This is a genomic window from Peribacillus sp. TE19612 (genome assembly GCF_056279465.1).
Genome location: NZ_JBWCCL010000009.1, coordinates 126,496 through 141,903 on the forward strand (window position 1 = coordinate 126,496; position 15,408 = coordinate 141,903).

19 protein-coding genes and 1 pseudogene are annotated in these 15,408 nt (G+C 38.8%); 5 read left to right on the top strand and 15 right to left on the bottom strand.

Going from position 1 to position 15,408, the window contains the following annotated elements; all coding sequences use genetic code 11:
• Positions 1-62: 62 nt before the first annotated feature.
• Positions 63-242 carry a YjcZ family sporulation protein gene (locus tag ACZ9AO_RS16935; RefSeq protein WP_476109523.1) on the bottom strand — a complete coding sequence of 60 codons (180 nt, stop codon included), beginning with the start codon at positions 240-242 and terminating at the stop codon, positions 63-65.
• Positions 243-524: 282 nt separating this feature from the next.
• On the opposite strand from ACZ9AO_RS16935, the gene ACZ9AO_RS16940 reads away from it, so the two are divergent.
• Positions 525-1,067 carry a hypothetical protein gene (locus ACZ9AO_RS16940; RefSeq protein WP_476109524.1) on the top strand — a complete coding sequence of 181 codons (543 nt, stop codon included), beginning with the start codon at positions 525-527 and terminating at the stop codon, positions 1,065-1,067.
• A gap of 15 nt (positions 1,068-1,082) precedes the next feature.
• Here ACZ9AO_RS16940 and ACZ9AO_RS16945 read toward each other — a convergent pair whose 3' ends face one another.
• Positions 1,083-1,271 (bottom strand): DUF4083 domain-containing protein, encoded by a 189-nt coding sequence (locus tag ACZ9AO_RS16945; protein ID WP_476109525.1) that lies wholly within the window; start codon positions 1,269-1,271, stop codon positions 1,083-1,085.
• 801 nt (positions 1,272-2,072) lie between these two features.
• Here ACZ9AO_RS16945 and ACZ9AO_RS16950 point away from each other — a divergent pair.
• Together ACZ9AO_RS16950 and ACZ9AO_RS16955 are read left to right on the top strand one after the other, a co-directional pair.
• Positions 2,073-2,852, top strand: coding sequence for a hypothetical protein (locus ACZ9AO_RS16950; protein WP_476109526.1), 780 nt, complete (start codon positions 2,073-2,075; stop codon positions 2,850-2,852).
• 88 nt (positions 2,853-2,940) lie between these two features.
• Positions 2,941-3,753, top strand: a complete 813-nt coding sequence (locus ACZ9AO_RS16955; protein ID WP_476109527.1) for a hypothetical protein — start codon at positions 2,941-2,943, stop codon at positions 3,751-3,753.
• A gap of 409 nt (positions 3,754-4,162) precedes the next feature.
• Here the strand turns inward: ACZ9AO_RS16955 and ACZ9AO_RS16960 are convergent, their stop codons facing one another.
• The 4 genes from ACZ9AO_RS16960 to ACZ9AO_RS16975 form a co-directional block, all read right to left on the bottom strand.
• Positions 4,163-4,498 carry a ribonuclease E inhibitor RraB gene (locus tag ACZ9AO_RS16960; RefSeq protein ID WP_476109528.1) on the bottom strand — a complete coding sequence of 112 codons (336 nt, stop codon included), beginning with the start codon at positions 4,496-4,498 and terminating at the stop codon, positions 4,163-4,165.
• Positions 4,499-4,613: 115 nt separating this feature from the next.
• Complete coding sequence (locus ACZ9AO_RS16965; protein ID WP_476109529.1) at positions 4,614-5,066, bottom strand: SRPBCC family protein; 453 nt, start codon at positions 5,064-5,066, stop codon at positions 4,614-4,616.
• 154 nt (positions 5,067-5,220) lie between these two features.
• On the bottom strand, positions 5,221-6,093 hold the full coding sequence (locus tag ACZ9AO_RS16970) for an AraC family transcriptional regulator (protein ID WP_476109530.1): 873 nt from the start codon (positions 6,091-6,093) through the stop codon (positions 5,221-5,223).
• A gap of 103 nt (positions 6,094-6,196) precedes the next feature.
• The gene (locus ACZ9AO_RS16975) at positions 6,197-6,649 is read right to left on the bottom strand and encodes a GNAT family N-acetyltransferase (protein ID WP_251543209.1); all 453 of its coding nucleotides are present in this window, start codon (positions 6,647-6,649) and stop codon (positions 6,197-6,199) included.
• Between the two features lie 221 nt (positions 6,650-6,870).
• Between ACZ9AO_RS16975 and ACZ9AO_RS16980 the strand changes: the two genes are divergently transcribed.
• A complete protein-coding gene (locus ACZ9AO_RS16980) occupies positions 6,871-7,050 on the top strand; it encodes a small acid-soluble spore protein H (protein WP_202312471.1) in 180 nt (59 codons plus the stop codon).
• 206 nt (positions 7,051-7,256) lie between these two features.
• Here the strand turns inward: ACZ9AO_RS16980 and ACZ9AO_RS16985 are convergent, their stop codons facing one another.
• The 3 genes from ACZ9AO_RS16985 to ACZ9AO_RS16995 all read right to left on the bottom strand — a co-directional run bounded on the left by ACZ9AO_RS16985 (position 7,257) and on the right by ACZ9AO_RS16995 (position 11,310).
• Positions 7,257-7,769, bottom strand: a complete 513-nt coding sequence (locus tag ACZ9AO_RS16985; protein ID WP_476109531.1) for a DUF3189 family protein — start codon at positions 7,767-7,769, stop codon at positions 7,257-7,259.
• A 224-nt stretch (positions 7,770-7,993) separates the two neighbouring features.
• Complete coding sequence (locus tag ACZ9AO_RS16990; protein ID WP_251543204.1) at positions 7,994-9,103, bottom strand: D-alanyl-D-alanine carboxypeptidase family protein; 1,110 nt, start codon at positions 9,101-9,103, stop codon at positions 7,994-7,996.
• Positions 9,104-10,338: 1,235 nt separating this feature from the next.
• A complete protein-coding gene (locus ACZ9AO_RS16995) occupies positions 10,339-11,310 on the bottom strand; it encodes an acyltransferase family protein (protein ID WP_476109532.1) in 972 nt (323 codons plus the stop codon).
• Positions 11,311-11,685: 375 nt separating this feature from the next.
• Between ACZ9AO_RS16995 and ACZ9AO_RS17000 the strand changes: the two genes are divergently transcribed.
• On the top strand, positions 11,686-12,078 hold the full coding sequence (locus ACZ9AO_RS17000; protein WP_476109533.1) for a thiol-disulfide oxidoreductase DCC family protein: 393 nt from the start codon (positions 11,686-11,688) through the stop codon (positions 12,076-12,078).
• Between the two features lie 76 nt (positions 12,079-12,154).
• Here ACZ9AO_RS17000 and ACZ9AO_RS17005 read toward each other — a convergent pair whose 3' ends face one another.
• The 6 genes and pseudogenes from ACZ9AO_RS17005 to ACZ9AO_RS17030 all read right to left on the bottom strand — a co-directional run bounded on the left by ACZ9AO_RS17005 (position 12,155) and on the right by ACZ9AO_RS17030 (position 15,291).
• Positions 12,155-13,501, bottom strand: coding sequence for a DUF3238 domain-containing protein (locus ACZ9AO_RS17005; protein WP_476109534.1), 1,347 nt, complete (start codon positions 13,499-13,501; stop codon positions 12,155-12,157).
• A gap of 136 nt (positions 13,502-13,637) precedes the next feature.
• On the bottom strand, positions 13,638-14,084 hold the full coding sequence (gene gsiB, locus ACZ9AO_RS17010; protein WP_476109535.1) for a glucose starvation-inducible protein GsiB: 447 nt from the start codon (positions 14,082-14,084) through the stop codon (positions 13,638-13,640).
• A gap of 169 nt (positions 14,085-14,253) precedes the next feature.
• Positions 14,254-14,457 (bottom strand): annotated as a pseudogene (locus ACZ9AO_RS17015) (KGG domain-containing protein); the annotation flags it as partial.
• Between the two features lie 155 nt (positions 14,458-14,612).
• Positions 14,613-14,768: a YvrJ family protein gene (locus ACZ9AO_RS17020; protein ID WP_034309764.1), complete on the bottom strand. Its 156-nt coding sequence runs from the start codon at positions 14,766-14,768 to the stop codon at positions 14,613-14,615.
• Positions 14,769-14,811: 43 nt separating this feature from the next.
• On the bottom strand, positions 14,812-15,030 hold the full coding sequence (locus ACZ9AO_RS17025; RefSeq protein ID WP_476109536.1) for a DUF2922 domain-containing protein: 219 nt from the start codon (positions 15,028-15,030) through the stop codon (positions 14,812-14,814).
• Between the two features lie 42 nt (positions 15,031-15,072).
• On the bottom strand, positions 15,073-15,291 hold the full coding sequence (locus ACZ9AO_RS17030) for a DUF1659 domain-containing protein (protein ID WP_063594617.1): 219 nt from the start codon (positions 15,289-15,291) through the stop codon (positions 15,073-15,075).
• Positions 15,292-15,408: the final 117 nt, after the last annotated feature.

A 15,408-nucleotide genomic window follows, 5' to 3' on the forward strand; every position in this document is an offset into this window, starting at 1 on the left:
AAGCCAATAAATCAGCATAAAGGAAGCCGACCAATAAAGGTCGGCTTTTCTTTATTCATTTGTTAGCAGAAACCGCCATATCCTTGAACGGGATAACAGCAATCGTTACCTCTATCGCCGAAACAAGCAGCTCCAACGATGATTAAGAGGATAAACAATACGACTATAAAAGCGAAACCGCCACCAAATCCACCAACATCGTTACCGCAACCGCAATTTGAATCATGACCACAATTTGACAATAGAAACATCTCCTTATTTGTTTTAGGAGGAAAAAATTAAATGGGTTAATTCAACTTATGTTCTAAATAGGATAATGACACAAAAATCACCAAAAACTTTTTTCAACCACCCGCACGACCTAAAATTAACAGTTTATCAGCGCCTATTTTTACTGTTTGGAGATTTCATACAGCTCCGCCTGACACCTTATTTACTTATTGAAATTAATGATTGTTTGCGACATCCAATTCCCACTAATTCAAGCTTATTGTACAATGAAGGTAAAAAGGTCCGAGGTATTTATGATAAAAGGAAATTCTTATATTCTTGTTTTTTCCATGGCTGTTCTGTTTACAATCATACTTGTTTCAACTACTCCAATAATAATTAAAACGTTACTCGCTTTTATAACGATTGCGTTCGTATTTCCTGTCATTAGGAAATTTCTGTTTAAAGACAAATTCAGAAAAATTAAAGTGGCCTTCTACTCATCAGTGACCTTTACAATTGGTTTATTTCTAGTCTCGTTTTTTGAAGAACCATCCTTTAAATTGGATGGAGATTTCCTGATCATTATGGTTGTGCTTTTTTATAGTTTGATTGGAAATTTCTTTTATGGTTTACCAGTATCACTAATTTCTGAATTCATCTCAATGAAGTTTTCCAATATACGTTTCTGGTTATCTGGATTCATACATATTGGTTTCGGATTGGCTACATACTTTATTGACCCGGGAGGTTTCTTTATCTTAGCGGTTATATGCTCCATAATCTTTTTTGCACTAGATGAAATCACTAAGTTATATTCGACTTCTTATGGACCTAACCAGGAAACAAAAAAATGAAAAGGATAAAAGAAATTACTCTCTTTTATCCTTTTCAAGCAGCTCAATTACTCTATCAAGTTTTTGTTCCATTCTATTAGATTTGTTTGACCTTGCAAGAAGAGAACGTACAAAAAAGTAAACCGCAAAGATCATACCAAGCAACAAAATAAACATAATAAGTTGATATACTAAATCACCGATATTGAAATCCAAAGAACCCACTCCTTTCCTTTTTCGGATTAACTATAACTTATATCTACTGGTCAGGACATAGAGTCGACAAAAACTATTATTATAGTTTTTTAGATATCACTTTTATTTCTTTATATATTTGTGTAAGTACTATTAGGATATGTATAGGGATACCGACTGCAAGTCCCACTAATGGAGAATAAGGTCCAGCGAAAATAAAGAGTGATACAAGTGTAATAGTTATATATATTGATAAATTAACGCCGTCATAAGATTGCTCCTTTATTGGATAATAATAGCATAAATCTCTTACTTGTCTGCTAACCTGCATACCCCCTTTACCAACCCCAGTCAAATTAGAAAAACGATAAAAACACGTCAGAACATTATTAAAGAGTTAACAGTTGAATTTCCCTCTATAAACCTCATAGATCTAAACTTCGGTAATGGAAACGAAACTTCGTTGGGATGCCTTAAAAAGAGCCTAGGACTTCTTTGTTCACTTTTTGTAAAAACCGAGCATAGAAGCCCTTTTTGGGTTTATCAGTATTTTCTCAGGCACTGCTTTTCAATGTTTAACTTTTTGCCTCCCTTTTGGATTCATCCATTTCTTTACCGCGTTCCATACATCCGCTAATGCTAAATTATAAACCTATAAATATTTACAGTTTGTCCGGAAAAATAAGTAACCTGTCCAAGCAATTAGCTTATTTTATTAATACTATATTTTGTAACTACTCGAAAATAACTTTGGCAGTGGTTAGTACGGTTCGATACTGCACTCCATTTCATTTTCGAAAAAAAATAGTTACAAGAAAGGATTGAGATTTCATGGGAAATTTCGGTAAAAATAATCCAATGCACAGCAACTGGGGTTCTGCATGTTCCGACAGCGACTGGGGTTTTGGGAGTGATTCAAGATTCGGTGATGATTCTAGATTTGATCGTCATTCAAAATTTAAAAAACCATGTAAGGTTTGTAAGTCTCACGACGATTCAGTTTGCGATTGCAATTTTAAAGCTCCGGCTCGCCAACTCGCTGCACCATTAAACAGCGACTGTGTCCTAGTCAATTCCGTTGTTGGCTCAAAAGCGGTACAAAAGGTTGCAGAAGCAACATTTCCTTTTACCGCGTTTACTCCAGCAATTCCAGCTGGTTCCACTATTGTTTCGGTATCTGTAGTACCGAATCTAGCTGGTGTTACACGTAACACGACAATCATAAGGGACAAAGTCGTTAACATCGGGCTTATTCCTGTAACGATTACGGTAACATTTTTGGCACCAGGATCAACAACTCCTGCAACAGCCACACTTACAACGAGTTTACCATTCCAGGAGCACACAGATTTTCCAGGTGCTTGCCCTGAGGATACAGTAATAGAACCCCCATTAGTATTAGAAGGGATCTTTGCTCAACCAGGCGTTCCAGTCATCGGCACAACGGGACTTGTTACTACCAATGCCATTTTAGTCAAGATTGTACTACGTACTACAATTACAGTTGTTCGACCAGTTATTGTAGATAAACACGGTGGTATTTGCGACGTAAATGAACGTCGTTGTGAAACTACAACTACTCCAACAACTAATACTCTTCCTGCTCCGTAAATGACGGTGTTGAGTAGTTTTTAATCTTGACTAGCAAAGCCCTCTCTAAATCGAGAAGGCTTTGCCTTTATTTATAGGATAGAAAGGAGTGACATTTCTATGTCTTATCACGAGGATTGTTGTAAGAAAAATCACTGCGATAATGAACATCACCACGATTGGTGGAAGAATGATTGCTGTGATGAGGACCATCACCACGATTGCTGGAAGAAAAAATGCTGTGATGAGGACCATCACCACGATTGCTGGAAGAAGAAAAGCTGCGATGAGGACCATCACCACGATTGTTGCAAGAAGAAAAGCTGCGATAATGAACATCACGATTGTTGTAAAAAGAAAAAACGCTGCGATAATGAGCATTGCGATTGTAAGAAGAAAAAACGCTGCGATAATGAGCATTGCGATTGTAAGAAGAAAAAACGCTGCGATAATGAACATCACGATTGCTGTAAGAAGAAAAAACGCTGCGATAATGAACATCACGATTGCTGTAAGAAGAAAAAACGCTGCGATAATGAACATCATGATTGTTGCAAGAAGAAAAAACACTGTGATAATGAACATCATGATTGTTGCAAGAAGAAAAAACACTGCGATAATGAACATCATGATTGTTGCAAGAAGAAAAAACGCTGCGATAATGAACATCATGATTGTTGCAAGAAGAAAAAACACTGCGATAATGAACATCATGATTGTTGCAAGAAGAAAAAACGCTGCGATAATGAACATCACGATTGTTGTAAGAAGAAAAAACGCTGCGATAATGAACATCATGATTGTTGTAAGAATAAACATGTTGACTTTGGCTGTAATTTGTCATGGAATTGGTAGTTTGTTAAATGGAAAGTACTTTGATACTGTAATTATCAAAGTACTTTTTTTAGTTCCAACAAGATGAGTCATGTCAACCTTACATGTATCGCGTACTCATTCTGTTCTCTTCTTTTATCACATTTTCTGAAAATACATACCCATCGTCAGTCTAATTCCGCTCTACCTGCTTCTTCAACTATACCCTTTACAAGAATAGTTTTTGAAAAAAAGTAATAATTTTACACATTTACACTGGAACATTTGTTCTACTTGTGTTATTCTTATAAAAACAAAAGAAAAGATCTAATCGCTGCAAACGATTTGATCCGTAATCATAATTAAAGGTCGGTTGTATCCGCGGGCCTAACACGGTTGTACCGCTGAGCCGAGCCATTTGCTAATCTTTAGGGTGCCTGTTATAAAGACAGCTCCGAACTTCAGCTAAGCACCCATTAGTTCTATATGAACTGATAGTTTTTTAACAAGTACAGCTATTAATCAATCATTACTCCCCATCCATCTGTTTGCCCACCATAAGGTATACTTAGTCCATCAAGTCGTTTTTGTATATCAATAATTTCTTCGTAATTTAAAAGCATTTTCATTAAACAATAACAAGTCCACTCTTCTGTTTCATCATCTTGTTCTAATTCACAAATAAGCCCGTCATCTTTGAATGATTTTAATACAGCTTCACCACTCTGTTTGTCTGGAACCGCAATAAAAAATTCTACATCTTGTGGCTCATTAAAATCAACACCTTGTTTATATAGCATTTTTAATACTTGCCCATCTTCATCGTTAGGGAACTTTTTAGGGATTAATTTCATTATCCATCATCTCCTTCCTTCTTAATCAGTGAATTAGTTCCTCCTAGTACTAGGGGAACATAAAAAGGCTGCCGCAGCAACCCATGATAGCAGAGTATAGTCTTAAACAAGGTTATTACCTATTCTCGGCAATCTTTTTCAGTGCCTTTGCACGAGAAACGATAAATGCTCTCATATATTTCTCTAAGAACAACTTATCAGCTAATACTCCAATTGGACCGAACGGTGACTTATATTGAAATGTATCCATCATTATAGTTCCGCCTGATTCTTCTATAAACTGATGTGTGTGTACGAAGGAATGGAAAGCACCCTTCACCATAATATCTACAAACTTATTTGGTTTTTCCATTAGTGTCACTTTGGCTTTCAGCCTTTGTTTAATACCAAAGTGAATGGCTTCCCAAGTAACAGTATCTCCCTCCTCTAATAGCCCTTCTGTCACACCATCAACAGCCATCTCCTTTGTGTTCGCTGTCGTTTTCGTATGGATATCCACACTCCTCGCTAGGTTAAAACATAATTCAACTGGGGCTTTAATAAATTGTTGATACTCTATAACAGGCATTTTTCAATCTCCTTATATAAGCACTTTCTATCCACCATTATAGCTCGTTAAAGCAAATTATACCTAGCTCTCATTCCCTTATCCTTTCCTGTTTGCTCCATAAGAAAAAGCTGCCATAAGACAGCTCTTCCGATAAATTCTTCGCCTGGTAAACTTACTTTTTCATAACGGGAATCCATATTTCACTTCTAAATGTTGGTGAGGTTATGTCTTTATTTTCGTTCCAAAGGATTTCCGGCCCTTCTCTTTGTTCATAGTTAGAGGATGGAAACCATTCGGAATAAATGCGTCCCCAAACATTTTGCAGTGTTTCAGGAAAGGGGCCGACTGCTTCAAATACCGCCCATGTAGACGCATCAACATTCAGCTGTTTTAAGTTATCTGGACATTCCCTCGTTGTAGCTGCGCCGATATAATGATCAAGCTCCCCTTTTTCCTCCAACCGGCCTTCGGAAAAGTTCGCGGATGCACTAAGCAGCCCTAATGGCTCGACATTCGATAGGTTTTTAAGTTCATTTATCGTTTTCTCGTCTAAACTTTTCCACATAGATGCAATCTCTGGATTGACCCCGTTAAAAATGATTGGAACCCTTTTTTTAATTCCAATTATGTGAAATGCCTCTTTTTCTTCAATTCGATAGTTCATTTCACTGCCTCCTTTAATGGATAATTGGAAGGACATCGGTGGATAGGCTTTAAGTGAATGGCCATTACTTCTCGCTTCTGATGGCGTGATGCCATGCAAATGCTGAAACGCCCTTGCAAACGAGTCTGGTGAACTGTACCCGTACTTTATCGCAATATCAATGACCTTTATGTTGCTATTTTTAAGCTCAAACGCTGCAAGTGTAAGTCGTCTTCGGCGGATATACTCGGATAGTGAAATACCGGCAAGGAAGGAAAACATCCTTTTAAAATGATATTCCGAGCAATAAGCGAGCCTTGCAACTTCTTTAAAGTCAATTTCGTTCGTAAGATTTTCTTCAATGAATTTAATGGCACCATTCATATTTTTGAGCGAATCCATTCAATGACCTCCCTTATATCAACAGAATAGCAGGAGTTGAAATGAAACATCCGACATTCTGTGCACGATTATGCAGGGTCTAATCCCTTTGTGTTAAAAGTACTTATTGTTGAAATGGGGTTTTACCGACTTTTTGCATAAATAGCTCTGGTTTATCAATCGGATTAAAACCAAATTTTTCATATAATGAATGTGCATCATTCGTTGCTAACATAAACCTGCGAACCTTTTTTAGTTCGGAATGGTCGGTGATAACATCCATTAACCATTTTGATAATCCTAATTTACGATAGTCAGGTAATATAAACACATCGCAAAGATACGCATGGGTTGCTAAATCGGTTATTACCCTTGCAAACCCAACTTGATCACAACCTTCATTTCCTATTTCACCCTTATAAACCCCAAAACATAAGGTCGTATTTTCAATTGACTTTATTACTGTTTCCTTTGGTATCCCCTTTGACCAGTAAGCTTCTTGATTCAAAAAATCATGTATTACATCTACATCTAAATACTTTTTATTTGCAGAAATCGAAAATCCTTTCCTATTCATTTTACACCCCCCTATACTTTCTTAATTTTCTGTAATTATATCAACTGATTTTATCTTGAACTATCCTGCGTTATTGAAATATTTAAAAACTGCCATACAAATAACTCACCCACCAGTTCGTTAAGTAAGGGATTCTTGGAAGAATTTTAATTACAACTAGTATATCTAAGTAATTCGGAACAAATATTAAACATGTTGCAAATTCAAAGGAGGTGGCTAAAATGAACGCAAAACGAGCAGAAGAAATTGCTTCTTCACCAAATATGGTTACTGTAACCTATAATGAGGAAAGTATCTACATTGAGCACGTGGATGAACAAAATGGAACAGCTACAATCCATCCCCTTGATGATCCAAATAAAAAACAAAGTGTTTCTGTAACCAGCCTGCAAGAACAGTAATTTCCTCGATTCATTAATAAACCTCCACTTCCGGGTGGTGGTTTATTGTTCGATTAAGTGCAAGCACCAGCTCTTGTATAACATGTATCCATCCAGAAGCGTAACAAAAAAAAGCCAACATCAATTGTTGACTTGAATCCCTAATACAGTTGTCAGCCTGCACTTTCAAAAACGAATTTTGATGGGCTAAGTAAGTTTTTATAATATTACTTATATATTTCATTTTCTATTATAATCACTTTTTCCCCATTCGCTGCTTTTCCTATTTGTTTCGTGTTTTCAACCAAGCGAAAAATATTATCGCAGCATTGTTTGGTGCCTATAATTAATAATGGCACACCTATGAAATCAATTTTTAATGCTCTTGATAAATATCCCCCTATAGACATGGCAATAGGGACAGTAGGGGATGTATTGGAGAATACTATTTTTTCGTTAAAGTGAAATTTCTCTTCCAGTAGTAAAGTCAATTCTTTTAATGCCGGAACAACAAGTTTCTCTCTTTTATGTCCCATTGTATAAACGGAATTGCCATCTTCATCGACCCCGCGAAAAATCAGCTTTCCAAATTCCTTTTTCGTTAATTTATTAAAATATTTTACATTTAATATTTCTTCCGAAGTTAGTTTTCCTTCCGATTGAGGTAATTGTTTTAAATGATAGGCGGCAGCCAAAGACGTGGTATGTGTACCCCCATAATCATTATAGATATAAATCATGAAATCATCCCTAATAGTTTTTTTAAAACTATTATGGTCATATACTCCATTTCCAATTCAGTTGGCTATTGTAGGCAGGGAATTATACCGAATTCATGATCTTGTTTCCTGTCCTGGATGATCAAGACCTAATAATAAAAGAATACCCCTATCAGTCCTGGATGATAAGGGAACTCTTTTATTGTTTTTATTATTTTTAAGCTGGATATGTATAGTAATAGGTTCTAAAAGCCTCCCAATCCTAGAGATGGGACAGAAAATTTTATTAGGTTATCATTGATTGTTTCTTGTTTAATCGGGGCAGGCAATACTGTATTCCTAACATCGGCGACCGTGTTAAGGTCAAAGGATTTTATTGCTTCCCCTTCTTGGTTCATGATTGAGAGAATTCCATCATTACTCGTTTTAAGATTAGGTTGATCACTGATTAAATGAGTATAGTATAAGTCTTCGTTCAGCGTGTAGGAATTAGAATAGTCCGCTGAATAAAGTTTGCTTTTTTTATCAATTTTGCCTGATTTAAAGTTTTCAAAGCCATAGTTGAATAAAAGCTTGGTATCAGAGTAGGCAACTTTGTCTGAAGGAGCTTTTAGAGTGACAGCAATCAAGTCCTGTTCTCCTCTAGTGGCAGTAGAAATCAGGGTGTAGCCGGATTGACTGACGAAACCGGTTTTCCCGCCGGTTATTCCCTTATAGGGCAGTTCGCCTTTTAACATTTTATGATGGGTAATCAGAGTTGTGTCCCAGGTTTCCACTTCCCATGGTAACTCCTTCTTCCCAAAATACTCACGGAACGTTTCATTTTTCATTGCATATTGGGTAATTTTCGCAAGGTCACTGGCTGTAGTTACATGGTCTTTGTCAAACAATCCATGGGGGTTCGTAAAATGAGTATCGGTGATGTTTACTTCTTTTCTTAAAAACTCATTCAAATCTTCCATGAACAATTCTTCACTGCCGGACATATGCTCGGCAATTGCGATGGCTGCATCATTTCCGGAGTTGATCAGCATGCCTGCAATTAATTCGGAAAGCTCTATTTCCTCACCAGGTTCAATAAATACCGAAGACCCGTCTGCTTTCGCTGCTTTCTTGCTAACAGTCACTAGTTCGTTCTTATCCCCGTGTTCTATAGCATATATCGCCGTGGCAACTTTCGTTAGACTGGCTGGATACATACGTTTATCCATGTTTTTTCCGTATAATACTTTTCCACTTTTCGCGTCAATAATGATCCCGGCTTCACTATTGAGAGGTAAGTCAGATTCTGCACTTACCTTCGTAGAGGCGAAAGGGATTAAAGCTAAAATGAAGATGATGAAAAACTTTTTCATATGCCGCTCCTTTGATGATAGTTAAATCTTATATAGTCATAATAAAATAAATCTGAATGTTTAAAGTTGTTTTATTGAAAGTGAAATACAAAAGTAATTACCCCTTAATAATTTTGGAAACATTTCGGGTAATCACCTTCATTTTCTTTCCTGAAATAACTTTAAAAGGCTTGTAACCCTTTTAGTGGAGCCTCCATTTAATCTCCATTAAATAGATTTTTTTGTAGCTCACTAAATATCTGGCAATTAAATTTCAAGAAAAAAACCCTTCAAACGGAAGGGATCTGGCTGTAGATAAACTCTAAGAAAAGCGAGTTTGACTGCAGTTTTTTCTTTTAAAAAACGTTCCAGATGATTTCAGAAATCCGCTCCCTTTCCGTCGACTGTCTGCCAAGCCGCATCAAAGCAAGCGGCTGCGGTGTCTCGGCTAGCCAATAATTCGGCAGGAGTCTCGCAAATTTCTTCCATCCATTAAGGAGTACAGGAAAAAAACATGAAGGATAAACTAGTCTTAAACATGGTTCGAGATGAGACCGGCCTGCAGTTTTTTCTTTTAAAAATTCCAGTTGATTTCAGAAATCCGCTCCCTTTCCGCCGACTGTCTGCCAAGCCTCCTCGACGCAAGCGTCTGTGGGGTCTCGGCTAGCCAGTTATTCGGCAGGAGTGTCGCAAATTTCTTCCATCCATTTAAGGAGTACAGGAAAAAACATGAAGGATAAACTAGTCTTAAACATGGTTCGAGATGAGACCGGCCTGCAGTTTTTTCTTTTAAAAACAATGTTGATTGGAACGTAAGGTACGAGACTCCTGCGGGAAAAGCGTGGCATGGGAGACCCCGCAGGCGCGCCGAGGAGGCTCCCGCCCGCCCGCGGAAAGCGAGTGCCTGGAGTGGAAATCAACGTTCCCATTTTACAAACCCACAAAAAAATGTTGGCAAACAAATATTATCTAGTTTGTAGACAATAGGGTTCTATCTAAATAAAACAAAGTTGATTGGAACGGAAGGTGCGAGACTCCTGCGGGAAAAGCGCGTCGAGAGGAGACCCCGCAGGCGCAAAAGCGCCGAGGAGGCTCCCGGACCGCCCGCGGAAAGCGAGTACCCTACGTTCCAATCGACGTTCCATGTTTAATAAACCTAAATGAAAATTGAGACTAACTTGTTCTTCATCGAGTTTGTCTACAGCCTGAGCCCTTCAAACAAATGGGCTAGTTACTTTAAAGGTGTTAAAATTCTGTTATGTTTTCATTTTCATTCCTATTAACGCACATTCCACTTTTACTATCGGTTTTCTTGATAATATAAATATTATGGTTACAGGTATGACTAATAAAACATAGTATTGGCCACTTTCTTTGATCCAATCATAAATAAATGAGTTGTAAACATATTCCAGGAAAAACATATGAAAAAGATAAATACCTAATGTAATGGATCCTATTTCAGTAAAAAACGTTTGTTTTTTAGGAACTATACATAAAAAACAGTAAGTTGCTGCTCCCATAATTAAATATACGAGTAACTTATATATAAAGCCGAGGGCAACGGAGCCTTCCATTAATTCCTGATAACCTAAGCGGCCATAAAACCATTCCCTCCAAGTCATTTCCCCATAGAAATAAATACCGATAAAGATTAACCCTAGTACAGCCCAGCCGATAAGGGCATTACTTTTCTTTTTAACCCATTCAAAATGGTTTTTTTCTAAAAAATGTCCAATTAAAAAGAAAGGAAAGAAAAAGAAGGTTCTCGACAAGCTTAACCATTCATTCACTTCACCAAAGTAACCGATAATTAGAGAGACAATGATTGAAAGGGCGATTCCATATTTCCTGGAGGAAAATATAAACAATAATATATTCCAGCAGAATAAGCTTATTAAGAACCATAAAGCCCATCTTGGAGTCAATATTGTGAAGTCTATTGGTTCATCAAATACCTTCTGATAATAGAAGGTATATATCACCTGGAATATTACATAGGGAATTAATATTTTCTTAATGAGCCCCCAGAAGTCCTTTTTACTTTTTATCTTTCTGGAAAAATAACCGGATACTAAAATAAAAGCTGGCATATGGAATGAAAAAATGAACAGATAAATAGTTAAAATCCATTGGTTTTCTTCCACCATTCTAGCTAATGTGTGCCCCAAAACAACTAGTACGATTAAGACAGCTTTCGCATTATCAAAATATGGATCACGTTTCATGAAATCTTACCCCCTATAAAGAAACTGCCAATTATATTTTCTAATCCTCATTTATGGTTTGAATGAAAAAGCCGGCGTTCCTCTACTATAGGATTGCCGGCTTGGAACTTCATTGGAGTATCTACCATATCACAGCTTGTTTACAGTTTAGTTAATGGAAAATAACAGTTTGATAACAGTCAAAAAACTGCCTATATCATGGGTCCACCCGCCAATTGGCTTACGGCGCTTACGTACCTGTTAGTGACTTGCCGGAACGACAATCCCTTCCATCATCAAAACTCCAGGCAGTTCCAGACGTTTTCGCCTTTTCAAAACGGGTAGTGTATTATATAAGCACGAGTATGATAACGTCTCTCTATAGGAGGAATGTTCATGAATCCGGTCATTTTGTTTGATGGTGAATGCAACTTTTGCGATTCGAGTGTCCAGTTCATTATCAAGCGGGATCCGCAGGGGCTTTTTCATTACGCTTCGCTTCAAAGTGAGGCAGGACAAGAAATGCTGAAGAAGTATGATGTTCCTGCAGATATAGATAGTATGGTGCTGATCGAAAAGGATAAGGCCTACTATAAATCGTCTGCAGCCTTGAGGATTTGCCGCCGCTTACAAGGGGCATGGAAATTGCTTTACGGTTTCATCATCGTCCCAAGCTTCATCCGGAACTTCGTTTATGATTTCATTGCCAGGAACCGTTACAAATGGTTCGGAAAGAAAGAAGAAAGCTGTATGCTGCCGTCGCCAAGTGTTCGAAAGCGGTTTTTATAAGAAAATGTAGTGGTTGGATTGGAATTGGACCTCAACAAAAAAGAGGACGAACAGCGATTTTGGCTTTTCGTCCTTTTCATTGCGTGAATGTGGAGTATCTCCATAGATGATTGGCCGTAGGGTGCGCCATCATTTCGAGCCCTTTGTTTTCCGCTAGGTGCAGTGGTTTCCAGTTTTGGTCATCTGCCTCCTTTAGGTAGACTTCGTGATGCGGGGCCTGATCATGATAGCCGGCGATATTGATTTCGCCATTTCGGTAAAAGGTCCCGATCACTTTATAATCCACGGCAGGTGAAATGATGATTGGGTTGCCTACAGAGTGTGTCAGCTGGATTGTCGTTTTCTCATGATTGGATAATACGCGCTTCACTATAACACCTTCATCCGAGGCCACTCCCTCCTCAAGGAAATCCCCATCATGGTTGTAGGCCTCACTTTTCCCGACCGCTTTGGAAAATTCAATTTCGGCTTCCCTTTCCTTTTCGTGAATGTACACATCGACCCTGGTCCGGAAACGGGATGATTCAGGATCAAACCCGCGGTTGTCTCCTTTAAAATAGGGAACCTTTGAGGCCAGATTGGGGTTTTTCAGCCACTCTTCCGGTAAAAAAGTGGAATAGCGCAGCTGCCAATTTCTTTTCCTTTTACCTTCCACATCGTTTTCAACTGACTGCAAAAGCTGTTTTACAGGTCCTATCTTTTTGGTATTCGTTATTTCCTCGATCGCCGCCTTTGCTTGGGATGAACCTTTTTTTACGGCTCCGACAATACTTGCTACAAGGGATTTCACGGCATAGGATTCCTGCTCTGAACGCGGTAGGGGCCGCTTCGCTTTAATGGTATATGTGTATTCCTGATCTTCACTAATACTCCGATCATTGAAGGAACATCCACTCACTTTCCCAATATCCACGCCGTTTCGATAAATCGTATATTCTTTTATTCCCTTGATGGGCTCCCATTCCAGGCTGGCTTGGCCTTTTGCGACAATTGTGGTGAATACCAAATCCAAAAGGATATTATCCTCTTTTTTATTTTCGGCGGTCGTTGATGTCTGTATTTTCATCCTGTTCACTGCCTGTTCTTTTTCATTCAAGCTATCTATCGTGTACGTATAAATGGTTCCTGGAGCCAGGCCCCGATCCTCCATCTTTGGCTCCGAGCCGCTGTAAATCAGCTCTCGCCCCCTGAATACCCGATAGTAACCACCTTCATCAGGCCAAATAAGCTTTATCGAATCTTCTTTCCGTTCGATCTTGCACATCAATGAAGCCGTTTTGAATACCGCTTGATGCTTCCTCTTATTGGAAACCAGATAAGCGATTCCCGCAAGACCAAGAGCAAGCAATGAATGCCGTGCAGTGAATGTAACTCCGCCTACTTTTAAACGGGGAAATGAATAATGGGCAATCAACTTCTTCATCACCTCTTCTTTTATAGGTGTTATTCTTTACCCACTTTAATCCCTGAGCACACTTTGCGATGTGCTGTGCTGGCATAAAAAAACCGAGGGAATGTTTACTCCCTCGGTCATGTATAAGTTTCACTGGGTTTATATTTTAACGGCGGCTTTTTTCCCCGCCTTTGCGTCCTGCTTCTTCACGGCTCATTTTTCCATCATCGGAGTCATCACGTTGATTGGCCCGTGCCTCTCCGCCCTTTTCGCCGATTTCCTGATAGAATTCCTTGCCATGGCTGTCGGATGTCGCTTCTCCGCCTTTTTTACCAATCTCTTGATAGAATTTCTTATCATGATTTTCGGATGTCGCTTCTCCGCCTTTTTGGCCAATCTCTTGATAGAATTCCTTATCATGATTTTCAGATGTCACTTCTCCGCCTTTTTGGCCAATCTCTTGATAGAATTCCTTATCATGATTTTCGGAAGTGGCCTCTCCGCCTTTTTGGCCAATCTCTTGATAGAATTCCTTATCATGATTTTTCGCTGTTGTTTCTCCACCTTTACGTCCTGCTTCTTCGCGACTCATTTTCTCATTGTTGTTAGCCATTAAAAATTCCTCCTTATTATTTGGATTTTCCATGTACTAGCTACATATGTCATGTACGCGCTTGAACAGCCATAAAACTAGATTCAGCTAAAAACTTCAGATCGTTTTTTTTAGCGGCGGCTTTTTTCCCCGCCATTAAGTCCTGCTTTTTCCTGCTCATTTTTCAATCATCGGAATCACGTTGATCGGCTCTAGCCTCTCCGCCTTTTTTGCCGATTTCCTGATAGAATTCCTTATCATGATTTTCGGAAGTGGCCTCTCCGCCTTTTTGACCAATCTCTTGGAAAAATTCCTTATCATGATTTTTTGCTGTAGCTTCCCCGCCTTTGCGGCCAGCTTCTTCCCTGCTCATTTTTTCATTGTTGTTAGTCATTAAAACTCCTCCTTATTATTTGGATTTTTGATGAACTAGCTACAGTTTTATGTATACCCGATAGTTTTGATATAAAACTAGAATCTATTAAAACTTTTCCATTTAAAAGGAAAAACCTCATGGATGCTATCACCCATGAGGCTCCCCGCTTATCCTTAACCTGACTTCGGAATCCCTTCTCGCAGGCGTTCTGGCAACTCCACAAGGGTTTCATTCAAAGTATCCAATTTCGTTTCAATCCTATGAAGCAAATAAAGGGTAACAATGATCGGGAACCCAATATCACTGACAAACGGCAGGATTTGATCCACTTTTTTTCACCTCTCTTTCAGGGTGACCAACAAGACCCGTTCGTTAGATGAGTTCCACTTCCTCGACATTCCGCTCGACAAGGCGTGCCGCTTTCAAATCGACGAAATCTCCTGAAGATGTAACGAACACGTTCCCCGCAATGATTTTTTCCATTGCCAGTTTAACCGTATTCACTTCGACCGGCTCCTTCGGATTATCAACGGAAATCGTCGATGACTTTCCTTCCTCCGTAACGAAAATCAATTCCAGTACTTTAGCCATTTCAAATCACCTCCCCCGCTTCCGGCCTCTTTCCAATACCGTTTAGCCAATCAATGAATACATATCCACCCGGGTCACTTCACCCATTGGATAATTCTGCACACTTGTGATTGCAACAGCCGTCGAAAACAACTGATCCGCCGTCGCCTCGACCTTGATGTTCGAAAAGGTCCTCCGCTTGAAAACGAGAGCCCCTTTTTCATTTAACCCCGTCTCAAAATCGATCCGCAACGTACTTGAAACTGGAATCTGGTTTGCCATGCCACTCACCCCCTTTCACACTCTATATAAACTTTTACAGGATGAAAGTAGCATGATCTTGAAATTTTGCAGGGAAATAGCAAAAAAGCTCCCCATCATTTGGGCAGCTCTAAAATC

Excerpts from the sequence above, each read along its gene's own strand:
- ACZ9AO_RS16940 (WP_476109524.1), top strand. The coding sequence starts at position 525 with ATGATAAAAGGAAATTCTTATATTCTTGTTTTTTCCATGGCTGTTCTG.
- ACZ9AO_RS16950 (WP_476109526.1), top strand. The coding sequence starts at position 2,073 with ATGGGAAATTTCGGTAAAAATAATCCAATGCACAGCAACTGGGGTTCT.
- ACZ9AO_RS16960 (WP_476109528.1), bottom strand. The coding sequence starts at position 4,498 with ATGAAATTAATCCCTAAAAAGTTCCCTAACGATGAAGATGGGCAAGTA.
- ACZ9AO_RS16965 (WP_476109529.1), bottom strand. The coding sequence starts at position 5,066 with ATGCCTGTTATAGAGTATCAACAATTTATTAAAGCCCCAGTTGAATTA.
- ACZ9AO_RS16970 (WP_476109530.1), bottom strand. The coding sequence starts at position 6,093 with ATGGATTCGCTCAAAAATATGAATGGTGCCATTAAATTCATTGAAGAA.
- ACZ9AO_RS16975 (WP_251543209.1), bottom strand. The coding sequence starts at position 6,649 with ATGAATAGGAAAGGATTTTCGATTTCTGCAAATAAAAAGTATTTAGAT.
- ACZ9AO_RS16980 (WP_202312471.1), top strand. The coding sequence starts at position 6,871 with ATGAACGCAAAACGAGCAGAAGAAATTGCTTCTTCACCAAATATGGTT.
- ACZ9AO_RS16985 (WP_476109531.1), bottom strand. The coding sequence starts at position 7,769 with ATGATTTATATCTATAATGATTATGGGGGTACACATACCACGTCTTTG.
- ACZ9AO_RS16990 (WP_251543204.1), bottom strand. The coding sequence starts at position 9,103 with ATGAAAAAGTTTTTCATCATCTTCATTTTAGCTTTAATCCCTTTCGCC.
- ACZ9AO_RS16995 (WP_476109532.1), bottom strand. The coding sequence starts at position 11,310 with ATGAAACGTGATCCATATTTTGATAATGCGAAAGCTGTCTTAATCGTA.
- ACZ9AO_RS17000 (WP_476109533.1), top strand. The coding sequence starts at position 11,686 with ATGAATCCGGTCATTTTGTTTGATGGTGAATGCAACTTTTGCGATTCG.
- ACZ9AO_RS17005 (WP_476109534.1), bottom strand. The coding sequence starts at position 13,501 with ATGAAGAAGTTGATTGCCCATTATTCATTTCCCCGTTTAAAAGTAGGC.
- gsiB (WP_476109535.1), bottom strand. The coding sequence starts at position 14,084 with ATGGCTAACAACAATGAGAAAATGAGTCGCGAAGAAGCAGGACGTAAA.
- ACZ9AO_RS17025 (WP_476109536.1), bottom strand. The coding sequence starts at position 15,030 with ATGGCTAAAGTACTGGAATTGATTTTCGTTACGGAGGAAGGAAAGTCA.
- ACZ9AO_RS17030 (WP_063594617.1), bottom strand. The coding sequence starts at position 15,291 with ATGGCAAACCAGATTCCAGTTTCAAGTACGTTGCGGATCGATTTTGAG.